Annotated in this window: 16 protein-coding genes; 6 read left to right on the top strand and 10 right to left on the bottom strand. The window is 59.7% G+C overall.

Annotated elements, in window-relative coordinates:
- Positions 1–42: 42 nt before the first annotated feature.
- Positions 43–3,495 (top strand): transcription-repair coupling factor, encoded by a 3,453-nt coding sequence (gene mfd, locus WDB88_RS08805; RefSeq protein WP_339107297.1) that lies wholly within the window; start codon positions 43–45, stop codon positions 3,493–3,495.
- Positions 3,496–3,525: 30 nt separating this feature from the next.
- Here the strand turns inward: mfd and WDB88_RS08800 are convergent, their stop codons facing one another.
- The 5 genes from WDB88_RS08800 to WDB88_RS08780 all read right to left on the bottom strand — a co-directional run bounded on the left by WDB88_RS08800 (position 3,526) and on the right by WDB88_RS08780 (position 8,027).
- A complete protein-coding gene (locus WDB88_RS08800) occupies positions 3,526–4,749 on the bottom strand; it encodes a multidrug effflux MFS transporter (protein ID WP_339107296.1) in 1,224 nt (407 codons plus the stop codon).
- 119 nt (positions 4,750–4,868) lie between these two features.
- On the bottom strand, positions 4,869–5,516 hold the full coding sequence (locus WDB88_RS08795; RefSeq protein ID WP_339107295.1) for a DsbA family oxidoreductase: 648 nt from the start codon (positions 5,514–5,516) through the stop codon (positions 4,869–4,871).
- 75 nt (positions 5,517–5,591) lie between these two features.
- A complete protein-coding gene (locus tag WDB88_RS08790; RefSeq protein ID WP_339107294.1) occupies positions 5,592–5,927 on the bottom strand; it encodes a hypothetical protein in 336 nt (111 codons plus the stop codon).
- A 247-nt stretch (positions 5,928–6,174) separates the two neighbouring features.
- Positions 6,175–6,294, bottom strand: coding sequence for an entericidin (locus WDB88_RS08785; protein ID WP_339107293.1), 120 nt, complete (start codon positions 6,292–6,294; stop codon positions 6,175–6,177).
- Entirely contained in the window at positions 6,291–8,027 is a 1,737-nt protein-coding gene (locus WDB88_RS08780) for an extracellular solute-binding protein (RefSeq protein WP_339107292.1), read from the bottom strand. Before WDB88_RS08780 ends, WDB88_RS08785 begins: the two co-directional genes overlap by 4 nt.
- Positions 8,028–8,601: 574 nt before the next feature.
- Here WDB88_RS08780 and WDB88_RS08775 point away from each other — a divergent pair.
- A complete protein-coding gene (locus tag WDB88_RS08775; RefSeq protein WP_339107291.1) occupies positions 8,602–9,375 on the top strand; it encodes a 3-hydroxybutyrate dehydrogenase in 774 nt (257 codons plus the stop codon).
- A gap of 140 nt (positions 9,376–9,515) precedes the next feature.
- Positions 9,516–10,565, top strand: coding sequence for a patatin-like phospholipase family protein (locus WDB88_RS08770; RefSeq protein ID WP_339107290.1), 1,050 nt, complete (start codon positions 9,516–9,518; stop codon positions 10,563–10,565).
- Positions 10,566–10,583: 18 nt separating this feature from the next.
- Here the strand turns inward: WDB88_RS08770 and WDB88_RS08765 are convergent, their stop codons facing one another.
- The 5 genes from WDB88_RS08765 to WDB88_RS08745 form a co-directional block, all read right to left on the bottom strand.
- Complete coding sequence (locus WDB88_RS08765) at positions 10,584–11,261, bottom strand: DUF502 domain-containing protein (protein WP_339107289.1); 678 nt, start codon at positions 11,259–11,261, stop codon at positions 10,584–10,586.
- Positions 11,262–11,346: 85 nt separating this feature from the next.
- Positions 11,347–12,261 carry a pseudouridine-5'-phosphate glycosidase gene (locus tag WDB88_RS08760; RefSeq protein ID WP_339107288.1) on the bottom strand — a complete coding sequence of 305 codons (915 nt, stop codon included), beginning with the start codon at positions 12,259–12,261 and terminating at the stop codon, positions 11,347–11,349.
- Complete coding sequence (locus WDB88_RS08755; protein ID WP_339107287.1) at positions 12,258–13,151, bottom strand: PfkB family carbohydrate kinase; 894 nt, start codon at positions 13,149–13,151, stop codon at positions 12,258–12,260. The genes WDB88_RS08760 and WDB88_RS08755 overlap by 4 nt, the downstream gene beginning before the upstream one ends.
- Before the next feature lie 46 nt (positions 13,152–13,197).
- The gene (locus WDB88_RS08750; protein ID WP_339107286.1) at positions 13,198–14,433 is read right to left on the bottom strand and encodes a porin family protein; all 1,236 of its coding nucleotides are present in this window, start codon (positions 14,431–14,433) and stop codon (positions 13,198–13,200) included.
- Positions 14,434–14,509: 76 nt separating this feature from the next.
- The gene (locus tag WDB88_RS08745; RefSeq protein ID WP_339107285.1) at positions 14,510–15,127 is read right to left on the bottom strand and encodes a hypothetical protein; all 618 of its coding nucleotides are present in this window, start codon (positions 15,125–15,127) and stop codon (positions 14,510–14,512) included.
- A gap of 227 nt (positions 15,128–15,354) precedes the next feature.
- Here WDB88_RS08745 and WDB88_RS08740 point away from each other — a divergent pair, with 227 nt between their 5' ends.
- The 3 genes from WDB88_RS08740 to tsf all read left to right on the top strand — a co-directional run bounded on the left by WDB88_RS08740 (position 15,355) and on the right by tsf (position 17,874).
- Positions 15,355–15,951, top strand: a complete 597-nt coding sequence (locus WDB88_RS08740) for a helix-turn-helix transcriptional regulator (protein WP_339107284.1) — start codon at positions 15,355–15,357, stop codon at positions 15,949–15,951.
- 204 nt (positions 15,952–16,155) lie between these two features.
- Positions 16,156–16,920, top strand: coding sequence for a 30S ribosomal protein S2 (rpsB, locus tag WDB88_RS08735; RefSeq protein ID WP_339107283.1), 765 nt, complete (start codon positions 16,156–16,158; stop codon positions 16,918–16,920).
- 75 nt (positions 16,921–16,995) lie between these two features.
- Positions 16,996–17,874, top strand: coding sequence for a translation elongation factor Ts (gene tsf, locus WDB88_RS08730; RefSeq protein ID WP_339107282.1), 879 nt, complete (start codon positions 16,996–16,998; stop codon positions 17,872–17,874).
- Positions 17,875–18,161: the final 287 nt, after the last annotated feature.

Below are 18,161 nucleotides of genomic sequence, written 5' to 3'. Positions count from 1 at the left end.
GCGGACCGCGCCCGAGACGCGCATAGACAAAGGCCCCAAGCGATGACGCATTTCGTTCTTTCCGGCGCACCCGAAGGGTATGACGCGAAACTTCTGGTCCGCGAGCTGGAGCGTGGTCAAAGCGTGATCCATATCGCCCGCGACGACAGGCGGCTTGAGGCGATGCGTCTGGCGCTGGGATTTTTTGCCCCTCAGGTGACGGTGCTCAGTTTTCCGGCATGGGACTGCCTGCCATATGACCGCGTCTCGCCAAATCCCGAAATCTCGGCAGCCCGCATGGCGACCCTGGCAGCCCTTCAATCGGGGGTGCCCGGACCCTTTGTCCTGCTGACGACGCTTTCGGCGGCAATGCAGAAAATACCTGCGCGTCAGGTACTTGCAGATAATTCTTTTGTGGCCAAGGTTGGTGGGCACCTTAAGGATGAGGCGCTGCGCGGTTTCCTGACACGCATGGGATTTTCGCCTGTGCCCACGGTGTCGGAAGCGGGCGAATTTGCCCTGCGTGGCGGTATCATAGACATCTTTTCCCCCGGAGAAAGCGGTCCCGTGCGTCTGGATCTGTGGGGCGATGTGCTTGACGGGGTGCGCCGGTTTGATCCGGCAACCCAGCGCACGACGGAAAAGCTCACTCGGATCGAACTGGCACCTGTCTCCGAGGTCATCCTCGACGAGGCCTCGATCGCCCGTTTCCGACAGAATTATCGCGTGGAATTCGGTGCGGGTGGTGCCGAAGATCCGCTCTACGAGGCCGTCTCCGCCGGTCGCAAACATGCGGGCATGGAACATTGGCTGGGGTTTTTCCATGACCGGATGGAAACGATTTTTGACTATATTCCAGAGGCCTCCATCTTGCTGGACGATCAAATTCCGGTCTTGCGCGAGGCGCGTTGGGAACAGATTTCCGACCAGTATGACACCCGTCGCGAGGCGATGACACGGCGCGACAGGGTGGATAGCGTCTACAAACCCGCCGCACCGCAACTTCTCTATCTTGATGAAACGGCGTGGGACAGCATCCTGAAGCCGCGCCGTGTGCTTGCCCTGCAAGTGCTCTCTGCACCGCCGGGACCAGGGATTCTGGATGCCGAGGCGCGGATCGGGCGCAGTTTTGCCCCCGAACGACAGATGGAAGACGTCAGTCTTTTCGGTGCGTTACGTGACCATGTTCAGACACGGCTCAAACAGGGGCCCGTAGTGATCGCCTCCTGGTCGGACGGCGCGCGCGAGCGGCTCAAGGGGCTGATGGAAGATGAAGGGCTACATATCGCGCGGCTGATTTCGGATGCGCGCCAGATCGGGCCGGGGGTCAACCTGACGGTCTGGACGCTTGATCAGGGGTTCGAAGCACCGCCCAAGGGGGATGATCCGGCGCTGACCGTGATTTCGGAACAGGACGTGCTGGGAGACCGGCTCATCCGCAAACCGAAAAAGAAGCGTAAAGCGGATAACTTCCTGACCGAAGCTCAGTCGTTGTCTCAAGGTGATCTGGTCGTGCATGTCGATCATGGGGTCGGGCGCTATAAGGGGCTGGAAACCGTTTCGGCGCTTGGGGCGCCGCTGGATTGCATCTTGCTGGAATATGCGGGCGGCGACAGGCTGTTTCTGCCGGTCGTCAATATCGAATTGCTCAGCCGTTTCGGGCATGAAGACGGACTTCTTGACAAACTGGGCGGTGGGGCATGGCAGGCCAAGAAAGCCCGCCTGAAAGAGCGTATCCGCGAGATCGCCGACAAGCTGATGCGCATTGCCGCCGAGCGTTACCTGCGCAAGGCCTCGGTTCTGGAGGTTCCGCATCACGAATGGGAGGCCTTCGCCGCGCGTTTCCCCTATAGCGAGACCGATGACCAGCTTGCGGCGATCGAGGATGTGGTGGAGGATCTGAAATCGGGCACACCGATGGACAGGCTGGTGGTCGGCGATGTCGGTTTTGGCAAGACCGAGGTTGCCATGCGCGCAGCCTTTGTCGCCGCCAGTGCAGGGGTACAGGTTGCGGTGATCGCCCCCACCACGCTGCTGGCGCGCCAGCATTACAAAACCTTTGCCGAACGTTTCCGGAATACCGCGATCAATGTCCGCCCCTTGTCGCGCTTCGTGACCGCAAAAGAGGCCGCGGCAACCCGCGCGGGCTTGGCAGATGGCAGCGTCGATATCGTGATCGGCACCCATGCGGTGCTGGCCAAAGCGGTTCGGTTTATGAACCTTGGCCTGCTTGTCATTGATGAAGAACAACATTTTGGCGTCCAGCATAAAGAGCGTCTGAAAGAGATGCGCTCGGATATCCATGTGCTGACACTCACCGCGACCCCCATTCCACGGACGCTGCAACTTTCCCTGACCGGAGTCAGGGATCTATCCGTGATCGGCACACCGCCTGTCGACCGTCTGGCCATTCGCACCTATGTCTCGGAATTCGACACGGTGACCATCCGCGAGGCGCTTTTGCGCGAACGTTTCCGTGGCGGGCAAAGCTTTTACGTCGTGCCACGCATCACCGATCTGGCTGAAATCGAGGAGTTCCTGCGCAATGAGGTGCCCGAAGTCACCTTCATCACCGCGCATGGGCAGATGGCGGCGGGCGAGTTGGATGAGCGGATGAACGCGTTTTATGATGGCAAATATGACGTGCTTCTGGCCACGACCATCGTGGAATCGGGGCTGGATATTCCGACCGCCAATACGATGGTGATCCACCGCGCCGATATGTTCGGCCTCAGCCAGCTCTACCAGATCCGCGGGCGGGTCGGGCGCTCGAAGATGCGGGCCTACTGCTATCTGACAACCAAGCCGCGGATGCCGCTGACCCCGCAGGCCACAAAGCGGCTGCGGCTTCTCGGATCGCTGGACAGCCTTGGGGCAGGGTTTAATTTAGCTAGCCAAGACTTGGACTTGCGCGGCGCAGGTAACATTTTGGGTGAAGAGCAATCGGGGCATATCAAGGAAGTCGGCTACGAGCTTTACCAGTCCATGCTGGAAGAAACGATTTCGAAGCTGAAATCGGGCGAGCTGGGGGAAGATGTAGCCGATGGCGAATGGTCGCCCACGATCAATCTGGGTGTGCCTGTCACCATTCCGGAAAACTATATCCCCGATCTGGATGTGCGGTTGGGGCTGTATCGCCGTCTGAGCCAGATCACCACCAAGGTCGAAATGGAGGGCTTTGCCGCCGAGCTGATTGACCGTTTTGGCCCGCTGCCGAAGGAAGTCAACACGCTGCTACTGGTGATCCGCATCAAGGGCATGTGCAAGCGGGCCCATATCGGCAAGCTGGATGCGGGGCCGAAAGGGGTCACACTCCAGTTCCACAATGATAAATTCCCCAATCCCGCGGGGTTGGTGGATTATCTTACCACAGAACGTGATCTGGCGAAGCTGCGCGACAACAAGCTGATCATCCGTCGCGACTGGTCCAATGACGCCGAGAAGATCAAGGGCAGCTTCGCGATTGCCCGCGATCTGGCCGCAAAAGTGCGCGAGGCCGAAAAGGGAGCGAAATAAAAAAGGCCGGGATTTCCCGGCCTTTACGCTTCATCCTTCACCCTGCGTGCGTGTCATCAGCAGCATGGCCAGCCCCGAGCAGACAAAGGTCGCGATCACCAGCGGCAGGACGGTGCCGTTGAAGGCCAGCCCGATAGGGGCCGCAATCATCACCGATCCCACGGTCGACAGCGCGGTGATCACCGAGGCCGCCATTCCCGCCAGATGCCCCACATTCTGCATCGCCAGAGCGTTGAGATTGCCAAAGGTGACCCCCGCCATTGCAAAGACCGAGGTGAAGTAAAGGAAGAACACCGCAAAGCCCCAGCCGCTTTGCGGCATGCCCGCAATCTGCAAAGCCAGCATGACCAGCGAAATCACCACCTGCGTGCGATACGCCACCGACACGATCCGGCGCATCCCCAGCCGCACGACAAGGCGCGAATTGAGGAAAGAGAAACTGCCCGCCATCAACGCCCCAAGCGCGAACCACCGCGGGAAATGATCGGTGACGCCATAGGCTTTATAAAGCTGTTCCGCCGAACTGACGGCTGCGAACATCTGAGAAAAGCCAAGGGTCATGATGACAATGTAAAGGCAGACCTGCCGGTCGCGCAGTACTTCGCTGGCACCGGCCACAAGCGCGCCCAGCCGCAGGGGACGACGGCGCTCGGGCGGGAGGGTTTCGGGCTGACGCAGGAACAGCCATGTCACGCCGATCGTCCCGAACAGACAGAAGACATAGAAGATGCCACGCCAGTCGGAAAAGGCGATGATGGCCGCCCCGATCGAAGGCGCGAGCGCCGGCACGATAATGAAGATCATCATGATGATCGAAGTCACCTGCGCCATTTCCCGCCCGCGATAGAGATCACGCACCAGTGCCATCGGCACCAGACGCGGGCTGGAGGCCCCGAACCCCTGAATGAAACGGGCGACAAGCAGCGCCTCGAGCGAATTGGCAGAGATCGCGATAATGGCACCGGTCATATAGATGACAATCCCAAGCGCGATTGTGACACGGCGCCCAATCGCATCGGAAATCGGGCCGACAAAAAAGGTTCCGGCCCCCATTCCGAAGACGAAGGAGGTCAGGATCAGCTGGGCCTTGTTCACATCCTCGGGGGTGAGGGCTGCGGCGATATCGCTCAAGGCCGGAAGCATGGCGTCAATCGAAAACGCGACTGTGGCGATCAGAGACGCCAGCATGACGGTGAACTCGCGCAGCGACAACGTCCTAGCCGTCTGCTCGAGGCTATGGTCCATATGGGTCATGTATATCTCGAAGAAGGAATGTTTGAGCCTGACTATAATAAGCAGCCTTAGCGCGTCCACCTTTTAGGACGCGCAAAAAAGCACAACCTGCAATATCAGATGTGCAGCGCCTGAAAGCCTCAGTTCAGAATGGCATCCGAAGGCGCGCCAGACAGCTCGTCGATCACTTTCAGCCACAGCTCTTTCGGCTGGGTGCCGGTGATGGCATGGGTGTTGGCCACGATGAAGGTCGGCACAGCGGTGATGCCGCGCTCGCGGGCATGGGCATCACGGCTGGCAATCGTGTCGCAATCGGCATCGCTGGCCAGAAGGCGGCCAATCATCGTGCCATCAAGCCCCGCCGCCTGCGCAATGCGCACCAGTTCGCGCGGATCGCCGATATCGCGCCCCTCATACCAATGCGCCGCCATCACGCCCTCCATCACAGCGGTCGCTTTCTCTTCCAGACCGGCCCAATAGACCAGACGCAGCGCATCCAGCGTGTTTGGCTGGCGCAGCACTTTCAGCGGGTCAAGCGGCAGGGCATCGGAGGCGGCGATCTCCAGAAGCTGCTGGTGCATCTTCACCGCTCCGTCCTGCCCGAATTTGGCCTGCAGGTAATCAGCGCGCGCCATGCCCTCGCGGGGCATGGAGGGGTTGAGCTGGAAGGGGTGCCATGCCAGTTGGAAAGGATGGCCGGGCCGCTCTGCGAGCGCGCGGCGCAGCCGTTCATAGCCGATCAGGCAGAAGGGGCAGACCGGGTCGGCAAAGATATCAAGCGCGATCATGGGCTTTCTCCAGAGGGGGCAAGACGTTCAGAACGTCTGTGTTTCAGGCTCGACCTCTGGCGTCAAGACGCAAGCTCACGCGGCACCATCTTCCTCCTCGTCATCGCCGAAGTTTTCATCCTCGTCATATTCGTCTTCGCCATCGCCGACATATTTTGCGGAATTGCGGATCGAGTGGTCATCATGGGTCGGGTCCATCACCACATCCGAGGGCAGCTCGCCCGCCAGCCATTCGCGCAACTCTTCAGCAACATCTTCGGCCTCATCGCCGGTGGCGTCGCACACAGCCTTGATGAAAGCGCGCCGGTCGCCATCGATCTCTTCGAGGTCATCCTCGGTCAAATCGGGCCAGCGATCGGTGATCGCCTCGTAAAACGCGGTCCAGTTCTGCTCGACATGGCTCCATTTCATGGCGTCCTCCTGAGTAGCAGCCCCTCGTGACGGGGCATCGTCATCCTGTGGAGAGAAAGCCCGCCCATCGCCATTTGTTCCCAACTATCTGCCACCCCCGCAGGCAAGGGGGCAAAGCACGGAAAAGACGGGCAGCCTCCGGTCCAAGAACCGGAAAACGCACAAAACAAAAGGGCCGTTGCTTGCACATCGGCCCTTTTTTCAATGCGGCATATAGCAGGGCCCGCAAGGCCCGCCACAGACGCGTTCAGTTCATCCAGCCCTGCACGGTGCGCGCGCCATCGGACACGTCATCCCCGACGCCTGCAATCGTGTTGCACGCGCTCAGCGACACCATCAGAAGACCAAGCAAAACGAGCTTTTTCATTTGTCTGCCTCATACCACCAAGTGTCGGGCATGAAGCCCGGCCAGTCACCATAGACCGGCAAGGTTTCGGGATAATGAAGGCTGGATTTATGTGCAAGCCTCGTGCTTTTGGAATACCATGCGGGGATCACATAGCGCCCCTGGGTCAGGATCCTGTCCAAGGCCCGCACTGCGGCCACGTAATCATCGTGATCAGTGGCTGCCAGCATATGGCGGATCATCGCTTCGGCGGCGGGGCTTGCCATGCCCATATAGTTCCAGCTTCCCGGCTGCGCCACACCGGCAGAGCCCCAATAGAGCATCTGCTCGTTGCCCGGGCTCAGCGAGAGGGCGCGCCAGTACCATGTCATATCGAACTGGTAGTTGCGCGCGCGCTGGACATATTGCGCATCGTCGATCGTGGTCACGCGGGCCTTGACGCCGATCCGTTCAAGCGCCTGCACATAGATATCGACCACCGATTGCGGATCATAGGGGCCGCTGCCATAGCCGCCACCCTGACGCAGCAGGATCTCGAACTGGAACGGCTGGCCCGACGCATTGCGCAGCACCCCGTCACGCGCCACAGTCCAGCCTGCGTCTTCTAGAAGTTTCAACGCCTTGCGCGTGTTCTTTCGATTCATCTCCCGACCATCCGAGACGGGCAGGGGCGTGCCCTCCAGCGTGCCCGGGGCAAGCTGGTCGGCAAAGGGGGCCAGCAGAGCCTTGACCTTGCCGCTGGCAGGGCCGGGCTGCATGCCTAGCTCAGAGTTGGAAAAGAACGATGTAACGCGGGGTTCGGCGCCATTGTTGAGAGTCTTGTTGATGAATTCGAAATTGAAAACCTCGGTCAGCGCCTCGCGAACCCGCCAGTCCTTGAACAAGGGGTTGCGGGTATTCATCACCAGACCGTCAATTCCCGAAGGACGGGCATGCGGGATCTCGTCCTTGACGATCTCGCCGGATTGGGCGGCGGCAAAATTGTAATTATTCTGCCAGCGCGCATCGCTCATCTCGCGCCATGCATCGACATCCCCAGCTTTAAAAGCTTCGAATATCACATTGCCATCCTTGAAATATTCATGGCGGATCGTGTCGAAATTCCAAAGGCCGTGATTGAAATTCACATCCTTGCCCCACCAGTCGGGATCGCGCTTGAAACTGATGAACCGCCCGTTGGAAACCTGATCCACCACATAAGGGCCAGAACCGACCGGAACCATGTCGGTGGTCGCCTCGAAATCCTTGCCCGCCCATTGCGCTTTTTCCAGAATAGGGCGCATCCCCATCAGCAAGGCCAGCTCGCGGTCGGGGGCGTTGAAGGTGATACGCACGGAGCGCGGACCGGTCTGGCGGATGTCTTTCACCTTGGCCCAGGCGTTGCGGTAGCGCGGATGCCCGTGTTCGCCAAGCGTCTTGTAGGACCAGATCACATCCTCGACGGTCACCGGCTTGCCGTCGGAAAAATGCGCTTCGGGACGGAGCGTGTATTCGACATAGCTGCGCGCCGCATCGGTATCGACGCTTTCCGCCAGAAGACCATAAAGGGTGAAGGGTTCGTCGATCGAGCGCGCCATCAGCGACTCGGTCACATATTGGCTGATTCCCGTCGCGGGCCGGCCAAGCAGAATCCACGGATTAAGAGAATCAAACGTGCCGACTTCGCCCAGTTTCAGCGCTCCGCCCTTGGGCGCGTCGGGATTTGCATAAGGCAGGTGGTCAAACCCGTCGGGCAGGGCAGGTGCACCGGTCATCGCCAGAGCATGCTGCGGTGCCGCAAAGCTTTTTGAGCCAATCAATAAAGGGCTTGCTGCAAGCATGGCACCTATAAGCATGCGTCTAAAGGCGGTTCGTTGCATCGCGATGATCCCGTTTCTGCTCGTGGTATTTGAAGGAAATCTAACGGAGCATTAGGGCTTACGCAATTTTCCCTTTGAAACTACGCGCAGTTCGGCCTATAACAAACTCACTGCTCGATAGGTTTCTTGCCTGTATGAAACCTGCCTCATGACTTAGCGCCCGCCTTGTGCGGGCGTTTTTTTTGTTTCTAATGGCAGTTCTTAGCCAGTTTCCCGCTGCAGTTGCATCCATTAACGTTTTGAACGCGCAGGTTTTTTAGGTCCAAATCAGAAAGGCACCAGCCCGGAAAGATCCGGCGGCACCTCGACGAAGCGGTTTCAGATAATAGGGCGCTTTTGCTTGATGCGATTCGTGAACGCAAGCGAAAAAACCGCACGGCTGCGTGAATAAGCGATTTTTCACGTGATTGGACCTTGCCAGATTCGGCCCTAGGATGATGATCGCAGGCATAATCCAAAGGAGGACCTCATGAGCCTAAACGGAAAAACTGCAGTTATTACCGGATCTAATTCGGGAATCGGATTGGGCGTCGCCCGCGAACTGGCCCGCGCGGGGGCGAATGTTGTTCTGAACTCTTTCACGGACCGTCCCGAAGATCATGAACTGGCGAAGAGCATTGCACAGGAATTCGGCGTCGAGGCGCGCTATATCAAAGGCGACCTTTCCAAAGGGGCCGAGGCGCGTGGTCTGATCGAGCAGGCTGGCACCTGCGATATTCTGGTCAATAATGCCGGTATCCAGCATGTGGCCCCGATCGACGAATTTCCCGTCGATAAATGGGACACCATTATTGCCATCATGCTCAGCTCGGCGTTCCACACCACGGCTGTCGCACTGCCGATGATGCGCAAGGCAGGCTGGGGACGGGTGGTCAATATCGCCTCGGCCCATGGCCTGACCGCCTCGCCCTATAAATCGGCCTATGTCTCCGCCAAACATGGCGTGGTGGGCATGACGAAGGTTGTGGCCCTGGAAACCGCGAAAGAGCCGATCACCGCCAATGCGATCTGCCCGGGCTATGTGCACACGCCCCTGGTCGAGGCGCAGATCCCCGATACGGCCAAGAAATACAACATGACCGAAGAAGAGGCGGTGGAGAAGATCATTCTGGACCGTCAGCCTTCGAAACAGTTTGCCACCGTCGAACAGATCGGCGGCACGGCGGTATTTCTTTGTTCGGACGCAGCGGAACAGATCACAGGCACCACGATTTCGGTCGATGGTGGCTGGACCGCCCTGTAAGATCGCGACCGAAGGGGGCGCAGGCCCCCTCCGATTTTACCGGCACCGTTCCGACGGGCACGATTGGTCGCCCGATTGCGGCTACACCATGATGGATTTGTAATTCAAAGCGGTTTGAAACGGCTGCGGGAGTATCACGGATGGACACCAAAAGGATCAATCTCGCGCTTCAGGGCGGCGGCGCACATGGGGCCTTCACATGGGGCGTTCTGGACCGCCTCCTTGATGAGGACTGGATCGAGATCGCCGCCATCTCCGGCACCTCTGCGGGCGCGCTGAACGGTGCCGCGCTGAAATCCGGACTGGCGCAGGCAAGCGGCACGAAAGGGCGCGAGGCCGCTCGCGAGGCGTTGAACTGGCTGTGGTCGCAGGTGGCCGAAGGCAATGATTTCCGCACGGATCGCTGGGTCTCGGCACTGTTTCCCTATCCGGACACGGTGACGCGCTGGTTCGACCTGTTCACGCCTGCCTTCTATATCGAAAACTGGCTGAGGCTGCTTTCTCCCTATGATTCCGGCCCGTTCTATATCAACCCGCTCGCTCGGGTGGTTCAGGATCTGGAATTCGAGAATGTCTGCGCCAAGGAAGGACCGGCATTTTTTGTGTCGGCCACCAATGTGCGCAATGGCAAGATCCGTATTTTTTCGGGCGATGAGGTCACGCCCGATGCGCTGCTGGCATCGGCCTGCCTGCCCAACCTGTTTCGCGCGGTCGAAATCGACGATCCCGTGACCGGACGGCGCGAAGCCTATTGGGATGGCGGTTACACCGGCAATCCGGCACTGTTTCCGCTTTTCGAGCCGCAATTCCCGCGCGACATCATGATCGTGAATATCAATCCACTGGCGCGCGAGGGCATCCCGACCACGCCACAGCAGATCGAGGAGCGGATCACGGAAATCTCGTTCAACACCTCGCTGCTGCGGGAATTGCGCGCGATCAATTTCGCCCGTCGGGTCATCGCCGAGAAGCACCTGCCCGAACGCGCGATGAAAGACGTGCTGATCCATCTGATTGCCGATGACGACACGATGCTGTCGCTCAGCCAAAGTTCCAAGGTCTCTCCCAGCTATGGCACGCTGGGGCGGCTGAAAACGGCCGGTCAGCAGGCGGCAGACCGGTTTCTGGACCAGCATGCCGACAAAATCGGTAAGGAGCCTTCGGTCAATCTGGCGGAGCTTTTCGGCTAACCCTTGCGAAAACGCGGCTCAACGCGGTTTGGGCGCGTCTTTTTCCGTAGGATAGACCAATCCGGCAGAGATGATCAGCTTGGCAGCATCTTCGATCGACATGTCGAGATAGGTGATCTGCGAACGCGGCACAAACATCAGAAATCCCGAGGTCGGGTTCGGTGTGGTCGGCATGAAGACCGAAATCAGCGGATCTTCGGGGGTATCGGCCAGCCGCGCGACCTCGCCCTTGGCGGTGGAGGAAACGAACGCCATCGCCTTGATACCGGGGCGCGGATATTCGATGATACAGGCGCGGTCGAATTTTTCTTCGCCTTGGCTGAAAACCGTTTCCGCGATCTGCTTGATACCGGAATAGACGGAGCGCACGACGGGGGTGCGGTCTACAATCGCCTCCCCCGAACGGATCAGCGCGCGCCCGAAGAACCCTTTGGCCAGCCAGCCGACAACCAGCGTGAAGATCAGGAAGATCAGCACCCCGATCCCGCGCAGATTGACCCCGATATAATGTTCGGGGCGCAGCTCGTGCGGCACCAGCGGCAGCACCCAGCCATCAACCCATCCTGCCACCGTCCAGATCAGCCATGCTGTCAGGCCGATAGGGGCAATGACCACAAGACCGGTCAGGAAAGACGCCCTGATCGCAGCGAAGCGCCGGCGGGGCTTGGGTTTCTGGTCGGTCGGGGGAAGGGTCATACCATGTCCTGCAATCACGAATCCCCCGCCTGCCGGGGGCAACCCGCCCTAGATGGGAGAGCCCTACCGCTTTAGCAACATTTGCTTAGCGCAAAGTGACGATTTCTTTCGCAATTTGCGCCGCCAGTCGCGCATTGTTCAGAACCAGCGCGATATTGGCGGCAAGCGAACGCCCCTCGGTCAACTCGAAGATGCGTTGCAACAGGAAGGGTGTGACCGCTTTGGCCTTGATATTGCGCGCGTCCGCCTCGGCCAGAGCCTGTTCGATCACCGGCAGGATGACCTCGCGCGGGATCTCTGCCTCGGGCGGCACCGGATTGGCCACAAGCTGCCCCCCCGGCAGACCCAACGCTGCCCGCATCAGCGCCGCTTTCGCAATCTCGGCAGGGTGATCCGCCCGCAGCGGCGCCGCAAGCCCTGAATCGCGCGACCAGAAGGCGGGCAGGGTATCCTGCCCATAAGCGAAGACCGGCACACCATCGGTTTCCAGCACCTCGAAGGTCTTCGGCAGATCCAGAATGGCTTTGGCACCAGCACAGACCACGGTTACGGCGGTCTGGCCCAGCTCTGCCAGATCGGCGGAGATATCGAAGCTTTCTCCGGCACCGCGATGCACGCCCCCGATCCCGCCCGTCGCAAAAACCGAGATACCCGCCCGCTGCGCACAGATCATGGTGGCCGCCACCGTGGTGGCCCCATAGGCCCCGCGCGACAAACAGACCGCCAGATCGGCCCGCGAGACCTTCATCACCCCTTCGGCCTGTGCCAGTTCCTCGAGTTGCGGATCGCTCAAACCGATATGGATACGGCCCCGCATCAGGGCAATCGTTGCGGGCACGGCCCCTTCGGCACGGATCGCGGCCTCGACACGGCGCGCTGTCTCGATATTTTGCGGATAGGGCATACCGTGGGTGATGATGGTGGATTCCAGCGCCACGACGGGCTGTCCTGCCGCGAGCGCGGCAGAGACCTCGGGGGTGAAGACAAGTAGATCGGTCATGTCGCAATATCTCCGGAAACATAACGGGCAGCAGCCAGAAGGGCGCGCGACAAAGCCTCTTCGCGCGGGCAACCAGCATATTCGGCCACCAGATGGGCAGCCATGAACGTGTCGCCCGCGCCAGTCACGCGGGAAACCAGAACCTCGGGCGGGCAGGCGGTCAGGACGCCCCCTGCCGACATATCGGCCGCATCGCGCCCGCCATCGGTCACCAAGGCGCGCCGCGCACCACGACGGGCCAGCCCCTCGGCGGCCTCGCGCGCCGAGCCGAACTGGCTCTGGCACAGAATGCTCGCCTCTTCGAGATTGACATAAAACGTGACGCGGGGATGGGCGAGCAATGGCAAAAGCCGCTCGGCCTTGCCAGGGCTGGCCGGGGCCACGCGCAAATCGGCGCGCGCGAAAAGCGGGGATCGGGCGATCTGTGCCAGAAGGTCGGTCGTCAGATTTCCGTCCAGCGCCACAGGCCCGTGCCAAGGCGCGTCGGCAGAGCCCAGACGGCCATCCGCCAGCGGCTGCAGGATCTTGTCGCCCGCGGCCTCCAGCGAATGCGCGTCGGCAAGCGCAGCCACAAGGCCCGTCGCGCATTCTATCGCCATATAGCGATCCGTCGGCAGGTCAGCCGAACGGTAGACATGGCCCGCATCGATCCCCAGCCGCCCGGCCTGCGCCAGAAGCTCCACCCCCTGACTGTCGCGCCCGACGGCGGATAGCAGGATAGGGCGCATACCGAAGCGCGTCAGGGTCATCGCGATATTCATTGCAACGCCCCCCGGCAAGCGGGTGATCCGTCCGGGCATATCCGCACCGAACCGCATCGGAGCGGGCGTCCGGCCGATAATGTCCCACAGCACCGAGCCGATACATACTATGTCACGCATCTCTGTCATAAGCCCTCCTTGCCGCGCGGCAGAACACGGCGCAAGAGAAACCTGATCAGAAGGTCAAATCAAGATCCAGCCCGCAATCGAAACTGTCATACCGGTAAAGCGCGACATTCGAGCGGTTATTGGTGTAGCTGCAGCGCAGCTTCGGAAGACTGTTGCCAATGCGGATCTGGCGGAAGCTGGCAAAGACCGAAAGCTCGGCCGTCTCGTCATGACGCACCTCGCCCAATAGCGGGAAATCGGCATCGTAGCGGCGCCAGTCATAGCGCAGCGTGGCCCCCGCCGTCACCTTGCGCCCCAGCGGACGGACGATCCCCGCCGAAAGACCCAGCGCGCGATACCGATGATAGTCCAGCCGCACATCCGAGCGCCCGAGCCGCAGCCCGTAACTTAGCTGGGACGCCCCCGCCTGATGTGAGAAACTTCCAGCAGCTTGGTAAAAACGCCCGTCATAGCCTTGTTTATCAAGATAATCCCGATATTCCGCCAGGAGTGATCCGCTGAGGCTGGCTTGCGGCAGCGACGCGGCGTCCAGCCACCAGCGCTTGCGGGCCACAACCCCATAGGCGCGATAATCCGAAGTCTTCTGATCCGCCAGCCCGTCATAGGCCCGATACCGGCCATAGGCACTTACCCCCCAGTCATCCGGTGTGAGGAGGTTTTCATAGGCCAGCGTCACCGACGGCTGGAGATAGCGCAGATCGCGCTGCGCATACCACTCGCCCGAAAGCACAGAGGACAGACGCAGCCTGTGGCCGGGCGCAGGGTGGAAGATCCAGTCGCCACTGACCGAAAACTCCGCGCCGATGCCGGTTTTTTCATCACCGCCATTCTCGATCAGAAAGGTGCCGTAATCGGTCACCAGATAGGTCTGCGAGGAACTGCGCGCGATATTGGTCGAGGGCAGCAGACCGAAAGATCCGGAAAATCGGAACGGATGCGCGCGATCGAGCTGCCGAAGCGCCGCAAGATAGGCGGGACGGTTGCGCGTTTCATGCCGCAGCACATAGCGCAGAACGGCCTCGGCCCGCTGCGGCCTGCCCATCTGCGCCAGAACCCTGTCAATCGCGCTGGCCGCAGGCCGGTAATCGGGGCGCTGCGCGGCAATCTCGCCATAGACTTTCAACGCCTTGAGCGGCTGCCCAGACATCTCCAGCTGCGCGGCCAGCGCCATCCACTGTGCAATCGTCCGCGTCTGCTCGGCGCGCAGGGGCAGGGTACAAAGCCCCACAAACAGGAAGAACCAAACAAAACGCATCAGAACAGAGCGGGCAAAAGACAGCACGTGGGATATCCGATTTCAAAACGTAAAAAGATGCGCCAATGCTGGCGCATCCTATCAGTTATCATAAGCGATAAAGTCAGTCTTCATAAGCCACAAAACCACCGCCCGTGGTTTCGGTCACGCCCTCATCGGTGGTGAACGTGCCCTCGACATCGCCAAGCGCCATCAACGCATCGTCCTGCTCATAGACATTCCCGGTCATTGTCAGGTCGAAATCGGCCCCACCATCGCCATCCGACAGATGCCCCGTCGCACTTGCGTCAATGGCAGCGGAGGTCACGGTGCCATCCACCGTCAACGCGCCGGAAACATTGCTAACTTTCACCGGATTGACTTCATCGGACGTATCGAAGAGCGCGAAATTATCCGCCGTGCCGCTGACGGTGCCATTGTCGAAATCGACATCCATGCTCAGCTTGCCGAGCGCATCAATCTCGTCCTCCTCTTCCTCGATGCTGAAGCCCATATAGCCCGACATGGACACAGCGCCCGAGGCATCGGTGGCCACGGTGGCATCGCCGTTCTCCACGGCGGCAATAGCCTCGTCATATTGCGTCATCACCGTCGCCGCCTCGGACGCGCTCAGGCGGGCACCGCCACCCGTGCCGTTGCTGCCACCGCCGCTGCTGCTGCCACCACAGGCAACCAGCGCCGTACAGGCCAAAAGTGCAAAGCCGGAAAGTTGAATACGCATGAAATTCTTCCTTTGATATGCCTGCGCAACATCGTCACGCCCTTAGGTAACGGGAAGTTGAGGTGATGTGATACCGCACCGCAACCTAGGAATTCTTATAGGTTGCGATCTGCGGTAAACGCTGCGTAAACTGGAAAATGGTGGGACAAGTCAGGTAAAATCGGCCGTGAACATTATCACGGACCGGCGATGTTGATGTTAGACAATTCGGGAGCCGAGGCACGTTTATGAGACGTCCCAAGCCACAAGACCCTTTCCTCCAGACGCCCGAACCGCTTGCGCCTGCCTTTACACCGCCCGCATATGAACGCCCCCAGCGCCGCCCCTTCGAGGGTGCCTATCTTCTGGTCGGCGGTGATGGCAGAATTTCCAGCCAGACCGAGACCGCGACAGAATTGCTGAACGCCTCGGACAGCTTTGCAGAATGCAACGGCCAGTTCTGCGCCGATGCGCCGGTCTTACGGGCGCTGGATGAGGTGATCCTGTCGCAATCGCTGGTGCCTGTGCGGCTGGATGTGAGCGACAGCAAGCTGGGGCGGATCACCTGCCATATCTTTGCGCATAAGGGGCTTAAAAATACGGCGCTGGTCTATTTCTGGGCGGCCAATATGACACCGGAGCCTGCCTTCTCGACATTGCTGAGCAAGCGGGAACTGCAGATATTCCATATGATTGCCGACGGGATGCGCCGCGACCAGATCGCGTTCGAGCTGTCGATCTCGCTGGCAACCATCGATCTGCACATGACCGGATTGCGGCGCAAACTGGGGGCCAAAACCCTGCCAGAGGCCGTGGCGCGTGGCTACGAGCTGGGTTTGCGCTGAAATCTGCGCCCTAAAGTCGTTTCTATGCCCGTTCATGGCATATTTCGCTTGTCACGCTGGAAAAACCACGGTAACAGGCGCGCACTTCACAGGCGAAGGCGGGCCTCTCGAGGGAGACATCCTCGAAGGTCCACCGGTTGGGGCCACCTAGCACGGTGGTTCTCAAAACCTTCGCCCAGGCGCAAACCGGAAAAGGAAAAGACCATGGCGCTTCCCGATTTCACCATGCGTCAGCTGCTTGAAGCTGGCGTTCACTTCGGTCACCAGACGCAACGCTGGAACCCGCAGATGCAACAATACATCTACGGCGACCGTAACGGCATCCACATCCTCGACCTGACCCAGACCGTCCCGATGCTGGACAAGGCTCTGCAAGTCGTGCGTGACACCGTTGCAAAAGGCGGCCGCGTTCTCTTCGTTGGCACCAAGCGTCAGGCTGCCAAGCCGATCGCAGAAGCTGCAGAGAAATCCGCACAATACTACATGAACCACCGCTGGCTCGGTGGTACGCTGACCAACTGGAAAACCGTTTCCCAGTCGATCTCGCGCATGAAAACCATCACCGAGAAGCTTGAAGCAGGCGCAGAAGGCCTGACCAAGAAAGAGCGCCTCGGCATGGAGCGTGACCACGAGAAGCTGACCGCGTCGCTCGGTGGTATCGCCGAAATGGGCGGCCTGCCGGACCTGCTGTTCGTCATCGACGTCAAGAAAGAAGATCTGGCCATCGCAGAAGCCAACAAACTGGGTATCCCGGTTGTGGCTGTTGTCGATACCAACTGCTCGCCCAAAGGCGTTGACTACGTGATCCCGGGCAACGACGACGCCGCACGCGCCATCTCGCTCTATTGCGATCTGGCAGCACGCGCAGCACTTGACGGTATGACCGCTCAGATGGGCGCTGCAGGCGTTGACCTTGGCGCTCTGGAAGACGCACCGGTTGAAGAAGCCGTCGAGGCAGAAGAAGCGTAATCGCTTCACCGTCATCCCAATGACACGGGAGGGGGCTATGACCCCTCCCAATTATATTTGACAGGAGATCCGAGCATGGCGATCACCGCAGCAATGGTGAAAGAACTGCGCGAAAGCACCGGCGCAGGCATGATGGACGCGAAAAAAGCGCTGACCGAAACCGATGGCGACATGGAAGCCGCGGTTGACTGGCTGCGCACCAAAGGTCTTGCAAAAGCCGCCAAGAAATCGGGCCGCGTTGCAGCAGAAGGCCTGGTGGCCGTGGCTGTGAACGGTGGCAAAGGTGTGGCTGTCGAAGTGAACTCGGAAACCGACTTTGTTGGTAAGAACGCCGAATTCCAAGCGATCGTTGCGAAAATCTCGGCAGCTGCACTGACCGTTGACAGCACCGAAGAGCTGGCAAACGCTCCCGTTGACGGCAAGCCGGTTTCGGAAGTCCTCACCGACGCAATCGCGAAAATCGGCGAGAACCTGACCCTGCGCCGCATGGTGAAAGTGGAAGGCGAGACCGTTGTCTCCTACGTCCACAATGCCGCAGCTGAAGGCATGGGCAAAATCGGTGTTCTGGTTGCGCTGAAAGGCGACAACGAAACCATCGGTAAGCAAATCGCGATGCATATCGCAGCAACCAATCCGGCGTCGCTGTCGGAAGCGGATCTGGATCCGGCAATCGTCGAGAAAGAGAAGCAGGTTCAGATCGATATCGCACGTGAATCGGGCAAGCCCGAAGCCGTGATCGAGAAGATGATCGTGGGTCGTATGCAGAAGTTCCTGCAAGAGATCACCCTCGTGAACCAAGCTTTCGTTATCAACCCCGATGTGACCGTTGGCCAAGCCGCCAAAGACGCAGGTGTTGAAATCGTTGCATTCGCCCGCGTCGAAGTCGGTGAAGGCATCGAGAAGAAAGAAGAAGATTTCGCGGCAGAAGTCGCAAAGACTGCCGCTGGCAACTGATCTCTTCGATCTGAACGATTTGAAACGAGCGTCCTGCGGGGCGCTCGTTTTTTTATGGACGCCTGACAGGCACAGCAGGATTTCAAGCTAGGAGACGCGCATAGGGCAGGCGGGTTCCCTGAGGGGCCGGATGCAAAGAACAGGCGCTAGGGGACCAAAACCAAAAAGGCCTGACATACGAAAATGCGTATGTCAGACCCGAAACCGGTACCCCGGCAAGACCTCGAAACAACGCGGATGAATGCTCGCACGCCTCAAGATCCCCATGTTCCTGGCCAAAGCCACCA

The organism is Thioclava sp. GXIMD4216, from assembly GCF_037949285.1.
In the GTDB taxonomy this organism is placed as follows: Bacteria; Pseudomonadota; Alphaproteobacteria; order Rhodobacterales; family Rhodobacteraceae; genus Thioclava; species Thioclava litoralis.
This window is presented reverse-complemented; position numbering and strand designations above follow the sequence as displayed.